Raw genomic sequence first — 13,644 nt, forward strand, 5'->3', positions numbered from 1 at the left:
CCCCGGTACCGCTTCCCCCGTGTTTCCCCCGTTCACCGGCTTCCCTGAACAGAAGCCGGATCCCCCGTCCGCCTCAGGCGACCAACTCGCCGAAGGCGTCTTCCTCGTCACGGCCGAAGCTGAGGACCTCGTCCTCACGCAGCCGGCGGAGCGACCGCCAGATGCTGGACTTCACCGTGCCGACACTGATACCGAGGATGTCCGCGATCTCCGGGTCGGTGCGGCCCTCGTAGTACCGCAGGACCAGCATCGTCCGCTGGAGTTCGGGCAGCCGGGTGAGCGCCTGCCACAGGACCGTGCGCAGTTCGGTGCCGCGCATCGCGTCCGTGTCGCCGGCCGTCTCCGGCAGCTCCTCGGTCGGGTACTCGTTCAGCTTGCGGCGGCGCCACGCGCTGATGTGCAGGTTGGTCATGGTCCGCCGGAGGTATCCGCCGACGGCCGCCTTGTCGCTGATCCGCTCCCACGCCCGGTAGGTCGAGAACAGTGCGCTCTGGAGCAGGTCCTCGGCCTCGAAACGGTCACCGGTGAGGTGGTAGGCGGTGGCGTACAGGGAGGCGCGGCGCTCCTGGACGTAGGCGGTGAACTCCGCCTCCGACAGCGAGCGACGCTCCCCCGAGTCCTCCCTGTACGCGGCTCCCCCGTCCGCCGCGGCGGGCGTCTCTCCCGTGCGGGCGTCGATCACCGTCATGATCGAGGTGTGCTGACGCCCGGTGCCGCGGACGCACCGTCCTCCCCCACGCTCGAACACGCTCCCGCGGGAGGGACCCCCATCGGCACCGGCCTTCTCCGACCCCCGGTTCACGTCGTGCAGGCGCGTGATCACTGCGCTGGTGTTCAGGCTGTGCAGCGTGTTCATCTCGCGCCCCCCGTCGTGGACTTGCGGTGGTTTCGGTCTGTCTTCACCGGCTCGGCGTCCTGCTCCCTTGCCTGATGCCGAGAAGCTTGCCCAGCCCACTTCATCGCCGTGTCCGTCGACTGTCACAGACCTGTCACAGGGGTCCCTCACGGCGACACCACAGATCGTCCACAGGAGTTGCCGGTAGTCATGGGCTCTGCCTCGGCGCGGGTCGGCGATACCCGGCTTCCGTGCTCCGCCCGCCGCTCTGCCCGCCCGGCCGACGAAGGCCCCGAACCGGGCGGGCACGACCGGGACCGTGCGATGTCCGGCGAATTTCCATGGGATCCGCCCGCGGTCCGCGGCCGTCGTCGAAGGCCGGCCGACCGCCCCGATCCACTCCGATCCGGCCGGGCACCTCGCTCCGCGCACCCGCCGTCGGCCACCGAATCCGATCGAACAAGCAGGTCTGCGGGTCGGTGGACCGGATCAGGACCGGGCCTGCGCACCGGCGCTCACGGCACGTCTGCGACCCCCGGTACGCCGCGCGCGCCACGGAAACCACACACCTCTGACGCCCGAGCCCGTACCCACGGGTCGAACGACAGGCCCTCCATGGGCCAGAATGAGCCCGTGCCTTCCCTGTTGCTGATCGAGGACGACGACGCCATCCGTACGGCCCTGGAGCTCTCACTGACGCGCCAGGGACACCGTGTGGCGACCGCTGCGAGCGGTGAGGACGGTCTGAAGCTGCTGCGCGAGCAGCGGCCGGATCTGATCGTGCTGGACGTGATGCTGCCCGGCATCGACGGATTCGAGGTGTGCCGTCGTATCCGGCGCACCGACCAGCTGCCGATCATTCTCCTCACCGCGCGCAACGACGACATCGACGTGGTGGTCGGGCTGGAGTCCGGCGCCGACGACTACGTCGTCAAACCCGTGCAGGGGAGGGTCCTGGACGCCCGTATCCGGGCCGTGCTGCGCCGCGGGGAGCGCGAGTCGAACGACGCCGCGACCTTCGGCAGCCTCGTCATCGACCGCGCGGCGATGACCGTGACGAAGAACGGCGAGGACCTCCAGCTGACCCCGACCGAGCTGCGGCTGCTGCTGGAGCTGAGCCGGCGCCCGGGACAGGCGCTGTCGCGGCAGCAGTTGCTGCGGCTGGTGTGGGAGCACGACTACCTGGGCGACTCCCGGCTGGTGGACGCCTGCGTCCAGCGCCTGCGCGCCAAGGTCGAGGACATCCCGTCCTCTCCCACGCTCATCCGCACCGTGCGCGGAGTCGGCTACCGCCTGGACACGCCTCAGTGAGATCAGGGCAAGGAGGGGTCCGCGGCTGGTCCGCGGCGCGCAAGGGGCATCTTTCACGGCTGCGTTTCACCAGCCTGCGGCTGCGGCTCGTCGTGGTCTTCGGGGCGGTGGCACTGACCGCGGCCGTGTCCGCGTCGGGCATCGCGTACTGGCTCAACCGCGAGGCCGTCCTCACCCGCACCCAGGGGGCGGTCCTGCGGGACTTCGAGCAGGAGATGCAGAACCGGGCGGGATCGCTGCCCGAGCACCCCTCGCAGGACGAACTCCAGCACACGGCCGGGCAGATGGCCAACAGCAGCCAGCGCTTCAGCGTGCTGCTCGTCGGCGAGGACTCCAGCGGCAAGACGGTGTACGGCAACTCCGGCGGCCTGAACGGCTTCTCCCTGGAGGACGTGCCCAAGTCCCTGCGCACGGCCGTCGACAAGGAGCAGGACACCACCGCCGGCAACAAGTCGCCGTACCACCTGTACTGGCAGCGGGTCGTCGAGGACGGCACCCCGTACCTGGTGGCCGGCACGAGGGTGATCGGCGGCGGCCCGACCGGGTACATACGCAAGTCGCTCGAACCGGAGGCCAAGGACCTCAACTCCCTCGCCTGGTCCCTGGGGATCGCCACCGGGCTCGCGCTGATCGGCGCGGCGCTGCTCGCCCAGGCCGCCGCCACGACCGTACTGAAGCCGGTGCACCGTCTCGGGGTGGCCGCGCGCCGCCTCGGCGAGGGCAAGCTGGACACCCGGCTGCGGGTCTCGGGTACGGACGAACTGGCCGATCTCTCCCGCACGTTCAACCGAACGGCCGAGGCCCTGGAGAAGCGGGTCGCGGACATGGCGGCCCGCGACGACGCGTCCCGCCGCTTCGTGGCGGACATGAGCCACGAACTGCGCACGCCCCTCACCGCGATCACGGCCGTCACCGAGGTGCTGGAAGAGGAACTGGACGCGGAGTCGGGCAGCATCGACCCGATGATCGAACCGGCGGTCCGCCTGGTCGTCAGCGAGACCCGGCGCCTGGGCGACCTGGTCGAGAACCTGATGGAAGTCACCCGCTTCGACGCCGGAACGGCCCGCCTGGTCCTGGACGACGTCGACGTCGCCGACCAGATCACGCACTGCATCGACGCCCGCGCCTGGCTCGACGCGGTCGACCTGGACACCGACCGCGGCATCCACGCCCGCCTCGACCCGCGCCGCCTGGACGTCATCATGGCCAACCTCATCGGCAACGCGCTCAAGCACGGCGGCTCACCGGTACGCGTCTCGATCCGCGAGTCGGCCGACGAGGTGGTGATCTCCGTCAGCGACCGCGGCCCCGGCATCCCCGAGGACGTCCTCCCGCACGTCTTCGACCGCTTCTACAAGGCGAGCGCCTCCCGCCCCCGCTCCGAGGGCAGCGGCCTGGGGCTGTCCATCGCCCTGGAGAACGCCCACATCCACGGCGGCAGGCTCACGGCCGCCAACTCCCCCGAGGGCGGCGCGGTCTTCACCCTGCACCTGCCACGGGACGCGTCGGAACTGGTGGAACAGTCCGAGAAGGACAGGGGGGACGCCTCATGAAGCACGTGAAGCGCGTGAAGCGGGACCGTGTACGCCATCTGCTCGCCTTCTCCCTCCTCCTCGCCGGACTGCTCACCGGCTGCGGGATCCGGGCCACCGAGGTACCGACCGACTTCGGTCCGGCGCCGTCGCGGGCGCACTGCTCCCTCACCGACCCCGAGGTGACGACCCAGACGACGAGAGGCGTACCGGTCCAGGTGTTCCTGCTGTGCGGCTCGTCCCTGGTCTCCGTGGACCGCGCCGTACGGGTCCCCGACGGTGCGGCGGACTCGGCGCGCCGTGTCCTCGTGGCACAGGGCCTGTTCGACGAACTGGCCGAGTCCCCCTCCGTCGCGGAGAAGGAGGCCGGCTTCACCACGGACGTACGCGGCGGCATGAAGGTGAGCGGCCCGGCCCCCGGGGACCCCGACGACACCCTGCGCCTGAGCGCCTCCCCCGGCGACCTCACGTCGTACGCCCTGGCCCAGCTCGTCTGCACCTTCTCCGACTCGGCGGCGGCGGAGGGCGACGGCTCGGTGGTCCTGGGCGGCCCGGACGCGGACCGCCCGCGACGCTACGAATGCACCAACGAGGTCCGCTCCCGCCCCGGCTCAGCCGAACCCCCGTCCTCGGAAGTCCCCGAGAACTGACGACCGGGACCGCCGCCACGAGACCAGGGGAGCGGGCCGGACCCAGCCACTCACCGGCATCCGGCCCCCGCCGCACAAGTGACGTACGCCTCCTCCCTCACCCCGGAACCGATGCCGTCACTCCCCGCGTCTAGGGGAGCGTGCAGCGTCAAGGCATCGGCGGCAGCGCCGTGAACCGCATCCGTGCGGCCGGGAGTGTCCTCCTGGTCGCACATCTCCTGTTCGTAGCCTGGCTCACGCTGCGCCCACTGGACGTCCCCTGGGTGATGCCCACCAATCCGCACCCCCTCGCAGGCATCCAGGCCGACCTCCGACTGGGCTGGCCCGAGGCGGCCCGCCGCATCGGCGAGGACCTGGCCCTGCTGGCCCCGCTGGGGGTCCTCCTCCCACTGGCCCACGGCAGACGGGTCGTCGCCCCGCTGGCCTCCCTGGTACGCACGGTCACCGCGGGCGCCCTGCTGTCCCTGGCGATCGCCCTGCTCCAGACGGGCGTTCCCGGCCGCGTGGTCGACATCGACACGGTGCTGATGAACACGGCGGGCGTGGCCCTGACACACGCCGCGCTGGTCCCGGCGGCACGGGCCTGGCTGGGCCGGCGCAGTGCACGCCACGAAGTTCCCCCGGCGGGTCAGGAGGAACCGGCTCAGGGTCTGACCCCGACGATTCCCAGGGTCGGTATCGCCCCGTAGAGCGACGTTTCATCCGCTTCGTCTTCGTAGCGTTGTGGTCAGAAAGGGGCAGCCATCAGGGCCCGCCCCGGACCGACGCCCACGAAGAGGAGCCGCAGATGTCCAGCAGCCTCGCCCGCCCCACCCACGGCCGCATGATCGGCGGAGTGTGCGCCGCGCTGGCCCGCCGCTTCGGCACGTCGGCCACGACCATGCGCGTGATCTTCCTGCTCTCCTGTCTTCTGCCCGGCCCGCAGTTCCTGCTCTACATAGGACTGTGGATCTTCCTGCCCTCCGAGGACAAGGCCCGCACGGCCTGGTGAGCGTGGACGTGCACGCGACCTGCACGTTCACGCGCACGCGAACGCCGTCGGGGCGCGCCCGCAGAAATGGGCGCGCCCCGACGGCGTACTTGCGGGGCCGGGTCAGCCGAGCGGGATCCCGTTCACCGGCAGCCCGTGCGTGGGCAGGCCCTGCAGCGGCAGGCCGCCGAGCAGACCCGCGACGGGGGCCGTGGGGCCTTCGGCGAGCAGCTGCTGGGCGACGGGCTGGACGGCGGTCAGACCCGCGCCGACCGCCGGCTGGGCCTGCGCGAGGGCGTCTCCGGCACCCGGCAGCGCCTGGGCGACGCTCTCCGCCGGCAGCGTCCTGGTGACACCGTCCAGGGCCTGGCTTGCGTCCGGAACGGCCGGGGCGGCGTTGGCGGCGCCCGCACCGGCGGCGGCGAAGGCGGCGCCGAGGGCGGCGACACCGAGGGTCTTGACTGCAGACTGCTTCATGATGAATGCGTCCTCGAATACGGGGAAACTGAGCGGTCCAAGACCGTAAACACGGGACACCACTCACCGCAAACAACGAAATGCGGACGGATCGTGAAGACCCGTCCGCACCCGGAGGTCGTAATTACCGGAAATTCGGCCTCAGTCGTCCACGGAACCGCTGGTGGAGGCGGTCTGCTGGAACAGCCATTCGGACTTCAGTTCCGCGTAACCGGGCTTGATCACGTCATTGATCATGGCCAGCCGTTCATCGAAAGGAATGAATGCTGACTTCATAGCATTGACGGAGAACCACTGGAGATCATCGAGCACATAACCGAACGCGTCGACAAGGTGCTCGAATTCCCGGCTCACGCTGGTGCCGGACATGAGCCTGTTGTCCGTATTCACGGTGGCCCTGAAATGGAGCCGCCGCAGCAGTCCGATCGGATGCTCGGCGTACGACGCGGCGGCCCCGGTCTGGAGATTGGAGCTGGGGCACAGCTCCAGCGGGACGCGCTTGTCGCGGACGTACGAGGCGAGCCGACCGAGTTTCACCGAGCCGTCCGCGGCGATCTCGATGTCGTCGATGATGCGGACGCCGTGCCCGAGCCGGTCGGCGCCGCACCACTGGAGGGCCTGCCAGATGGACGGCAGCCCGAAGGCCTCGCCCGCGTGGATGGTGAAGTGGTTGTTCTCGCGCTTGAGGTACTCGAAGGCGTCGAGATGCCGGGTGGGCGGGTAGCCCGCCTCCGCGCCGGCGATGTCGAAGCCGACCACGCCCAGGTCGCGGTAGCGGTTGGCGAGTTCGGCGATCTCCAGCGAGCGGGCGGCGTGCCGCATCGCGGTGAGCAGGGCGCCGACGCGGATCCGGTGGCCGTTCGCGCGGGCCAGCCGCTCACCCTCCCGGAAGCCCTCGTTGACGGCCTCGACGACCTCTTCGAGGGTGAGGCCGGCGTCGAGATGCTGCTCGGGCGCGTACCGCACCTCGGCGTAGACGACGCCGTCCTCGGCGAGGTCCTCCGCGCACTCGCGGGCGACCCGCACCAGGGCCTCGCGGGTCTGCATGACGCCGACGGTGTGGGAGAAGGTCTCCAGGTACCGCTCCAGGGACCCGGAGTCGGCGGCCTCCCGGAACCAGAGCCCGAGCTTGTCGGGGTCGGCCTCGGGGAGGCGCGTGTACCCGGTGTCCCGGGCGAGGTCGACGATCGTGCCGGGGCGCAGCCCGCCGTCGAGATGGTCGTGCAGCAGAACCTTGGGCGCCCGGCGGATCTGCTCCGGGCCGGGGACGGCGCCCTTCTGGATGCTCTGGCTCGTCATTTCCGCACCGTAACCCCTACGCGCGTAGATCGCTCGGTGGGCAACTCGGTCGATACGCAACGGTGACCGCACGGCCGGGTGGAGTACACCGGCGCTTCTGACACTGTTCTGTCATGGGACAGCAAGCGACGCCGCTTCGGTCGGCCAGGCTGGGGAAGGCCATCGGTCCGGAGCCGCAGTCGGTGAGTGGGGCGGTACTGCTGCTCCCCGAGGGCGAGGAGACCTCCGCGCGCAGACCCTCACCCCTGTGGCCGAGCTCCTCCGTCCGCGCCCTCGGGCGCAAACTCGCCCGCGCGGGGCGGGAGGAGGGGCTGGCCGTCCATGTCGTGCAGTACCGCTACCGCGGCTGGAACGGTACCGAGGCCCACCTGGCCGCCGACGCCTCCTGGGCGACCGACGAGATCGTACGGCTCTACGGGGACGTCCCCGTGTGCCTGGCCGGCGTCGACATGGGCGGGCGGGCCGCCCTGCACGCGGGTGGCCACGAGGCCGTCAACTCCGTTCTGGCGGTCGCCCCCTGGCTGCCGGAGGAGGACGTGGCGGTGCCACCCGAACCGGTGAAGCAGCTGGTGGGCCGGCGGGTGCTGATCGTGCACGGCACCAACGACGAACGGACCGATCCGGAGCTGTCGTTCCGGCTGGCGGCGCGGGCGAAGAAGGCGAACCGGGACGTGTGCCGGTTCGAAGTGCACTCCGACGGGCACGGCTTGCACCAGCACCGGGCCGAAGTGCTCTGCCTCTGCGAGGACTTCGTGATGGGGGTGCTGTTCGGGAGGGCGTTCTCGCGGCCGGTCGAGGACGCGCTCGCGGCCCCGCCGCCCCTGGGCCTGCGGATGCCGCTGGCCTCCGGATTCGGCCGGTCGTTGCGGCGGTAGGCCTGGGCGGGGGTACCGCTTCTACGGCAGCAGGTTGCCCCTTCTCGACAGCAGGAACTTCTTGAAGGCCGCCACCGGGGGTGTGTCCGGGTGGCCGTCCAGCCAGGCGACGCCGATCTCGCGGGCCGCTCTCGGTGCGGTGACCGTCAGTTCGACCACTCCGGGACGGGGCACGGCCGGCGGTGGGAGCAGTGCCACGCCGAGGCCCGCGGCGACCAGGCCGCGCAGGGTTTCCGCCTCCTCGCCCTCGAAGGCGATCCGCGGCCGGAAGCCGGCCTCCTGGCAGAGGTCGTCGGTGATGCGGCGCAGGCCGTAGCCGGGTTCCAGGGTCACGAAGGTCTCGTCGGCGGCCTCGGCGAGGCGGACGCGCCTGCGGGCGGCGAGGCGGTGGTCGGCGGGGACGACCAGGCGCAGTTTCTGTTCGTCGAGGCGGCGGCCTACGAGGTCGGGGGCGTCCGGGACGGGCGAGGTCAGGCACAGGTCCAGTTCACCGGCGCGCAACCTCTCCAGCATGGCCTCGCCGTAGTTCTGGACGAGGCTGAAGCGGACCCGGGGGTGGTCGGCGCGGAAGGCGTGGATCAGGCCGGGGACGGTCTCGGCACCCATGGTGTGCAGGAAGCCGAAGGCGACCTTGCCGGTGGCCGCGTCGGCGTCGGCGCGGACCTCGTCGGCGGCGCGTTCGACCTCGGCGAGGGCGCGTTCGACGGACGTGAGGAAGGTGCGTCCGGCGGGTGTGAGGGAGACGGTGCGGCCGCGGCGGGCGAAGAGGTCGACGCCGAGGTCCTGTTCGAGCCGGACCATGGCCCGCGACAGGGTGGACTGCGGGACCTGCATCTCCTGTGCGGCTCGCGTGACGTGCTCGGTGCGCGCGACTCCCGCGAAGTACGCGAGCCGCGGGGCGAGCAGTGTGACGATGTCTTCTGTGTCACCGGACGGTGACAGCTGACCCTGTGACCTCTGCTGATGCGCCATGGGAACGATTATGACGATTCCATGCATTGGACGGATGAGCGGGGCGGTCCGTACGTTCGAGGCATGTCTCCCGCCAGTACCGGGGCGTCCACCAGCGTGGACGCCGTCCCGACCGTTCCCGCCGCCGCCTCCCCCCGCGCCCCCCACGACTCGCTCATGGCTCCGGGCGGTCCCGGTTACCGCCGGATGAGTTTCGCCCTCTTCCTGGCCGGGGTGGCGACCTTCGCCCTGCTGTACTCCACGCAGGCGCTGCTGCCGCTGATCTCCGGCGAGTTCGGGGTCTCGGCGAGCGACGCGAGCTGGACGGTGGCGGCGGCGACCGGCGGGCTGGCCCTGTTCGTCCTGCCGATGAGCGCCCTGTCGGAGCGCTACGGCCGTCGTACGGTGATGACCGGCTCGCTGGCGGTCGCGGTGACCCTGGGTCTGCTGGTCCCCTTCGCGCCGTCGCTGGGGTGGCTGGTGGTGCTGCGGGGTCTGCAGGGGGCGGCGCTGGCCGGGCTGCCGGCGTCCGCCGCCGCCTATCTCGCCGAGGAGGTCCGGCCGCGTGCCCTGATCACGGCGATCGGCCTGTTCGTGGCGGGCAACAGCGTCGGCGGGATGAGCGGCCGGGTCATCACCGGCTGGGTCGCGCAGGAGTGGGGCTGGCGGGTCGCGCTCGGCGTGGTCGGCGCGGTCGCGGTGGCCTGTGCGATCGCCTTCCGGCTGCTGCTGCCGGCGCCGCGGCACTTCACGCCGGGCTCGCTGCGCCCGGCGGTACTGGCCCGCACGGTCCGCGCCCACCTGGCCGACCCGCTGCTGTGCCGCCTGTACGCGATCGGCGCGCTGTTCATGACCGTCTTCGGCGGGGTCTACACGGTCATCGGATACCGGCTGACCGAGGCGCCGTTCTCGCTCCCGCAGGGCATCGTCGGCTCGGTCTTCCTGGTCTACCTGGTGGGCACGGTGTCCGCGTCGACGGCGGGCCGGCTGGTCGGACGGCTGGGCCGGCGCGGGGCCCTGTACCTGGCGGGCGGCACCACGGCCCTGGGCCTGCTGGTCTCCCTCGCGGACACGCTCCCCCTGGTCCTGCTGGGCCTGGTGCTGATCACTGCGGGCTTCTTCGCGGGGCACGCGGTGGCGTCCTCGGCGGTCAGCAAGACGGCGACGACGGGCCGTGCGCAGGCCTCGGCCCTCTACCAGTCCGCCTACTACCTCGGCTCCAGCGCGGGCAGCACGGTGGGCGCGGTGGCGTTCCACGCGGGCGGCTGGGCGGGCACGGTCGGCGTGGGGATCCTGGCGGTGCTCGGCGTCGTGACGATCACGGTGTTCGGGACGCGGGCGGCGCGCCGGCAGCCGCTGGCCGCCGCGTACTGAGGCCGCCGTGTACTGAGGCCGTCCCTCCCCCAGCGCCCGGGCGCCCCTTCGGGGGCGCCCTCACCACCCCTTGCGACCTGCGGGTTCGTCGACTCGGGGGGCCGTTGTCAGTGGGCTGCGGTAGCTTCCGAAGTACTGGGGCGCACAGGCGCGTGACAGAACGGCCACAGGGGTGGGTGGACGAAGATGAGTGACAGTACGGCGACGGTGGACGACCTCGACGCCAGGCTGGAGAAGCACCGGGTCGAGCTGACGGGGTACTGCTACCGCATGCTCGGTTCCTCCTTCGAGGCGGAGGACGCGGTGCAGGACACCTTGGTGCGCGCCTGGCGGAGCTACGACAAGTTCGAGGGCCGTTCCAGCCTGCGGTCCTGGCTGTACCGCATCGCGACGAACGTGTGCCTGGACATGCTGAACGCGGGCAACAAGCGGGCCCGTCCGATGGACCTCTCCGAGTCCACGCCGCTCGCCAAGGCGGCGCTCTCGCCCCGCCCGGACAACACCTGGCTGGAGCCGATGCCCGACGCGCGCGTGCTGCCCACGGTCGAGGACCCCGCGGAGGCCGCCGTGGTGAAGGAGTCGGTGCGGCTGGCGTTCATGGCGGCGCTCCAGCAACTGCCGCCGAAACAGCGGGCCGTGCTGATCCTGCGCGAGGTGCTGGCGTGGCGGGCGAGCGAGGTCGCCGAGCTGCTGGACACCTCGGTCGCCTCGGTGAACAGCGCGCTCCAGCGGGCCCGCGCGACCCTCGCCGAGCGCGCCGACTCGGGTGCCGAAGCCGCGGTGTCCGACCCGCTGGACGAGGAGCAGCAGAAGCTCCTGGAGCGCTATGTGGCCGCCTTCGAGGGGTACGACATGTCGGCGTTGACGGCACTCCTCCATGAGGACGCCATCATGACGATGCCGCCGTTCGACCTGTGGCTCACGGGCCACGACGACATCGCGGGCTTCATGACGACGATCGGCTCGGCCTGCGAGGGCTCGCGTCTGCTGCCGGTCCAGGTCAACGGTCTGCCGGGCTTCGCGCAGTACAAGCCGGACCCGGAGAAGGGCGGTTACACGCCCTGGGCGGTGCAGGTCCTGGAGATCTCAGACGGCCGCCTCACCGGATTCCACTTCTTCCTCGACACCGAGCGGTGGTTCCCGCTGTTCGGGGTTCCCCTCCACCTCGAAGCGGAGGCCGACCAGGTCGAGCAGGGCGAGTAGCGCGGGGTCGGGGGCGCGCAGACGTATGCATCCCCCGCTCCGGCGGGCGGTCAGCCGCAGCCGGGCCAGCAGGTCGACGGCGGTCAGCCCCGGTGCCCCGAGCCCGGCCACGTCGCAGACGACCAGGCCGCCCGCGGCGCCCTTCAGCAGACCCCGCAGATCGTCGCAGAGTCCCGCCACCTGGCTGCGGGCGAGGGGGCCGGCCAGGGTGAGTACGGGGGGTGTCGTCATGTCCACGGGGGGTAGACCGGCCGGGCTCGCGTAACTCATCGTCGCCACCGGGCTAAGCCATGCGCAAGTTTGCCTAATACCTTTAGCCAGATGCAGACTGGTGTCCGCTGACCGGCGAGAGGACAGGGAGAAGTGTCATGGCACGCGTAGGCCTGACCCCGGAGCGGCTGACCCGGGCGGGCGCGGAGATGGCCGACGAGGCCGGATTCGACCAGGTGACCGTCTCGGCGCTGGCCCGCCGGTTCGACGTCAAGGTCGCAAGCCTGTACTCGCACGTGAGGAACTCGCACGACCTCAAGACGCGGATCGCCCTGCTGGCCCTGGCGGAACTGGCCGACCGCGGGTCCGCCGCGCTGGCCGGACGCTCCGGCAAGGACGCCCTCACCGCCCTCGCCGACGTCTACCGCGACTACGCCCGCGACCACCCCGGCCGCTATGTGGCCGCCCAGTTCCGGCTCACCCCGGAGGCGTCCGCCGCCAGTGCCGGCGCCCGGCACTCCCAGATGACCCGGGCCATCCTGCGGGGCTACGACCTCGCCGAACCGGACCAGACCCACGCCGTCCGGCTGCTCGGCAGCGTCTTCCACGGGTACGTCAGCCTCGAACAGGCCGGCGGCTTCAGCCACAGCGCCCCCGACTCCCAGGAGTCCTGGACCCGCATCCTCGACGCGCTCGACGCGCTGCTGCGGAACTGGCCGACCACGGAAGCAGGTTGAAGCGATGTCTGCCGAGATCCACTGGACCACCACCCCCGTCACCGCCGGCCTCCTGCGCGGCGCCCTGGAGACCGAGCGCACCGAGCACGGGCTGCTGCCGCACCGCCTGCCCGCCTGGGCCCGCGCCCAGTGTGCCGACGGGCAGCTCGCCATGGCCGAGTCCCAGCCGTCCGGCGTCCGGCTGGCCTTCCGTACCCGGGCCACCGCCATCGAGCTGGACACGCTCCCCACCAAGCGGCAGTACGTGGGCGCCCCGCCCCGGCCGGACGGGTTCTACGACCTGGTCGTCGACGGGCGTCCGGCGGGCCGGGGAACCGTGTCGGCGGGGCACGTCCTGGTCGTCGACATGATGGCGGGCGGCTCCGAGTGGCGGCCCGGCCGCCCTGGCACGCTGCGCTTCACGGATCTGCCCGAGGGCGCCAAGGACGTCGAGATCTGGCTGCCGCACAACGAGACCACCGAGCTGATCGCCCTGCGCACCGACGCACCCGTGGAGCCCGCGGGCGCCCCGGACCGGCGGGTCTGGGTGCACCACGGCAGCTCCATCAGCCATGGTTCGGACGCCGCCGGTCCGACCGGCATCTGGCCCGTGGTCGCCGCGCGCACCGGCGGGGTGGAGCTGGTCAACCTGGGGCTGGGCGGGAGCGCGCTGCTCGATCCGTTCGTCGCGCGCGTCCTGCGGGACACCCCGGCCGACCTGATCAGCGTCAAGATCGGCATCAATCTCGTCAATCTTGATTTGATGCGGCTGCGGGCGTTCGGACCCGCCGTGCACGGGTTCCTCGACACCGTGCGGGAGGGGCATCCTCGTACGCCGCTGCTCGTCGTGTCGCCTGTGCTGTGTCCCATGCATGAGGACACTCCCGGGCCCAGCGCGCCCGACTTCCGGGGGCTGGAGCAGGGGATGCTGCGGTTCGTGCCCATGGGGGATCCGGCGGAGGTGGCCGGCGGGAAGCTGACCCTCCGGGTGATCCGGGAGGAGCTGGCGCGGATCGTCGGGGAGCGGGCCGCCGATGATCCGCAGCTGTCCTACCTCGACGGGCGGGAGCTGTACGGGGAGGGGGACGCGGAGCAGTTGCCGCTGCCTGATCAACTGCATCCGGACGCGGCTACGCATCGGCTGATGGGGGAACGGTTCGCGGCGGTTGCCTGCGGCGAAGGGGGCGGGTTCGGGTGACGGGGGTGCCCCCGTCACCCGAACCCGCCCCCTTCGCCGAAGG

General features: G+C 71.5%; 15 protein-coding genes. 10 read left to right on the forward strand and 5 right to left on the reverse strand.

Annotation, left to right across the window (positions count from 1 at the left end):
• Positions 1–73 precede the first annotated feature (73 nt).
• A complete protein-coding gene (locus P1P75_RS32590) occupies positions 74–856 on the reverse strand; it encodes a SigE family RNA polymerase sigma factor (protein WP_319262375.1) in 783 nt (260 codons plus the stop codon).
• 612 nt (positions 857–1,468) lie between these two features.
• Here P1P75_RS32590 and afsQ1 point away from each other — a divergent pair.
• From afsQ1 to P1P75_RS32615, 5 genes are all read left to right on the forward strand, one after another.
• A complete protein-coding gene (afsQ1, locus tag P1P75_RS32595; protein ID WP_190046492.1) occupies positions 1,469–2,146 on the forward strand; it encodes a two-component system response regulator AfsQ1 in 678 nt (225 codons plus the stop codon).
• Complete coding sequence (locus P1P75_RS32600) at positions 2,143–3,699, forward strand: HAMP domain-containing sensor histidine kinase (protein ID WP_319262377.1); 1,557 nt, start codon at positions 2,143–2,145, stop codon at positions 3,697–3,699. Before afsQ1 ends, P1P75_RS32600 begins: the two co-directional genes overlap by 4 nt.
• Positions 3,696–4,328: a hypothetical protein gene (locus P1P75_RS32605; RefSeq protein WP_319262379.1), complete on the forward strand. Its 633-nt coding sequence runs from the start codon at positions 3,696–3,698 to the stop codon at positions 4,326–4,328. The genes P1P75_RS32600 and P1P75_RS32605 overlap by 4 nt, the downstream gene beginning before the upstream one ends.
• A gap of 140 nt (positions 4,329–4,468) precedes the next feature.
• Complete coding sequence (locus P1P75_RS32610) at positions 4,469–5,017, forward strand: VanZ family protein (protein WP_319262381.1); 549 nt, start codon at positions 4,469–4,471, stop codon at positions 5,015–5,017.
• A 98-nt stretch (positions 5,018–5,115) separates the two neighbouring features.
• Entirely contained in the window at positions 5,116–5,319 is a 204-nt protein-coding gene (locus P1P75_RS32615) for a PspC domain-containing protein (RefSeq protein ID WP_150472480.1), read from the forward strand.
• Between the two features lie 102 nt (positions 5,320–5,421).
• On the opposite strand, the gene P1P75_RS32620 is transcribed toward P1P75_RS32615, so the two are convergent.
• Complete coding sequence (locus P1P75_RS32620; protein WP_319262383.1) at positions 5,422–5,775, reverse strand: ATP-binding protein; 354 nt, start codon at positions 5,773–5,775, stop codon at positions 5,422–5,424.
• A 141-nt stretch (positions 5,776–5,916) separates the two neighbouring features.
• The gene (locus tag P1P75_RS32625) at positions 5,917–7,074 is read right to left on the reverse strand and encodes an adenosine deaminase (RefSeq protein WP_319262385.1); all 1,158 of its coding nucleotides are present in this window, start codon (positions 7,072–7,074) and stop codon (positions 5,917–5,919) included.
• Between the two features lie 113 nt (positions 7,075–7,187).
• Between P1P75_RS32625 and P1P75_RS32630 the strand changes: the two genes are divergently transcribed.
• Positions 7,188–7,949 carry an alpha/beta hydrolase gene (locus P1P75_RS32630; protein ID WP_319262387.1) on the forward strand — a complete coding sequence of 254 codons (762 nt, stop codon included), beginning with the start codon at positions 7,188–7,190 and terminating at the stop codon, positions 7,947–7,949.
• A gap of 21 nt (positions 7,950–7,970) precedes the next feature.
• Here P1P75_RS32630 and P1P75_RS32635 read toward each other — a convergent pair whose 3' ends face one another.
• On the reverse strand, positions 7,971–8,921 hold the full coding sequence (locus P1P75_RS32635) for a LysR substrate-binding domain-containing protein (protein WP_319262389.1): 951 nt from the start codon (positions 8,919–8,921) through the stop codon (positions 7,971–7,973).
• A gap of 63 nt (positions 8,922–8,984) precedes the next feature.
• Here P1P75_RS32635 and P1P75_RS32640 point away from each other — a divergent pair, with 63 nt between their 5' ends.
• Positions 8,985–10,274, forward strand: a complete 1,290-nt coding sequence (locus tag P1P75_RS32640) for an MFS transporter (protein WP_319262390.1) — start codon at positions 8,985–8,987, stop codon at positions 10,272–10,274.
• A 186-nt stretch (positions 10,275–10,460) separates the two neighbouring features.
• A complete protein-coding gene (locus P1P75_RS32645) occupies positions 10,461–11,477 on the forward strand; it encodes a sigma-70 family RNA polymerase sigma factor (protein WP_319262392.1) in 1,017 nt (338 codons plus the stop codon).
• Here P1P75_RS32645 and P1P75_RS32650 read toward each other — a convergent pair.
• A complete protein-coding gene (locus tag P1P75_RS32650) occupies positions 11,361–11,747 on the reverse strand; it encodes an STAS domain-containing protein (protein ID WP_319262393.1) in 387 nt (128 codons plus the stop codon). The two genes, P1P75_RS32645 and P1P75_RS32650, sit on opposite strands and share 117 nt — an antisense overlap.
• Positions 11,748–11,845: 98 nt before the next feature.
• On the opposite strand from P1P75_RS32650, the gene P1P75_RS32655 reads away from it, so the two are divergent.
• Together P1P75_RS32655 and P1P75_RS32660 are read left to right on the forward strand one after the other, a co-directional pair.
• Positions 11,846–12,424, forward strand: coding sequence for a TetR-like C-terminal domain-containing protein (locus P1P75_RS32655; RefSeq protein ID WP_319262395.1), 579 nt, complete (start codon positions 11,846–11,848; stop codon positions 12,422–12,424).
• Positions 12,425–12,428: 4 nt separating this feature from the next.
• The gene (locus P1P75_RS32660; protein ID WP_319262396.1) at positions 12,429–13,601 is read left to right on the forward strand and encodes a GDSL-type esterase/lipase family protein; all 1,173 of its coding nucleotides are present in this window, start codon (positions 12,429–12,431) and stop codon (positions 13,599–13,601) included.
• Positions 13,602–13,644 lie beyond the last annotated feature (43 nt).

Origin of the sequence: Streptomyces sp. ID05-39B (genome assembly GCF_033794725.1) — a bacterium.
Classification (GTDB): Bacteria; Actinomycetota; Actinomycetes; order Streptomycetales; family Streptomycetaceae; genus Streptomyces; species Streptomyces bobili.

Coding starts and splice junctions, on each gene's coding strand:
- P1P75_RS32620 (WP_319262383.1), bottom strand. CDS start 5,775: ATGAAGCAGTCTGCAGTCAAGACCCTCGGTGTCGCCGCCCTCGGCGCC.
- P1P75_RS32635 (WP_319262389.1), bottom strand. CDS start 8,921: ATGGCGCATCAGCAGAGGTCACAGGGTCAGCTGTCACCGTCCGGTGAC.
- P1P75_RS32650 (WP_319262393.1), bottom strand. CDS start 11,747: ATGAGTTACGCGAGCCCGGCCGGTCTACCCCCCGTGGACATGACGACA.
- P1P75_RS32660 (WP_319262396.1), top strand. CDS start 12,429: ATGTCTGCCGAGATCCACTGGACCACCACCCCCGTCACCGCCGGCCTC.
- P1P75_RS32605 (WP_319262379.1), top strand. CDS start 3,696: ATGAAGCACGTGAAGCGCGTGAAGCGGGACCGTGTACGCCATCTGCTC.
- P1P75_RS32655 (WP_319262395.1), top strand. CDS start 11,846: ATGGCACGCGTAGGCCTGACCCCGGAGCGGCTGACCCGGGCGGGCGCG.
- P1P75_RS32625 (WP_319262385.1), bottom strand. CDS start 7,074: ATGACGAGCCAGAGCATCCAGAAGGGCGCCGTCCCCGGCCCGGAGCAG.
- P1P75_RS32615 (WP_150472480.1), top strand. CDS start 5,116: ATGTCCAGCAGCCTCGCCCGCCCCACCCACGGCCGCATGATCGGCGGA.
- P1P75_RS32590 (WP_319262375.1), bottom strand. CDS start 856: ATGAACACGCTGCACAGCCTGAACACCAGCGCAGTGATCACGCGCCTG.
- P1P75_RS32630 (WP_319262387.1), top strand. CDS start 7,188: ATGGGACAGCAAGCGACGCCGCTTCGGTCGGCCAGGCTGGGGAAGGCC.
- P1P75_RS32645 (WP_319262392.1), top strand. CDS start 10,461: ATGAGTGACAGTACGGCGACGGTGGACGACCTCGACGCCAGGCTGGAG.
- P1P75_RS32640 (WP_319262390.1), top strand. CDS start 8,985: ATGTCTCCCGCCAGTACCGGGGCGTCCACCAGCGTGGACGCCGTCCCG.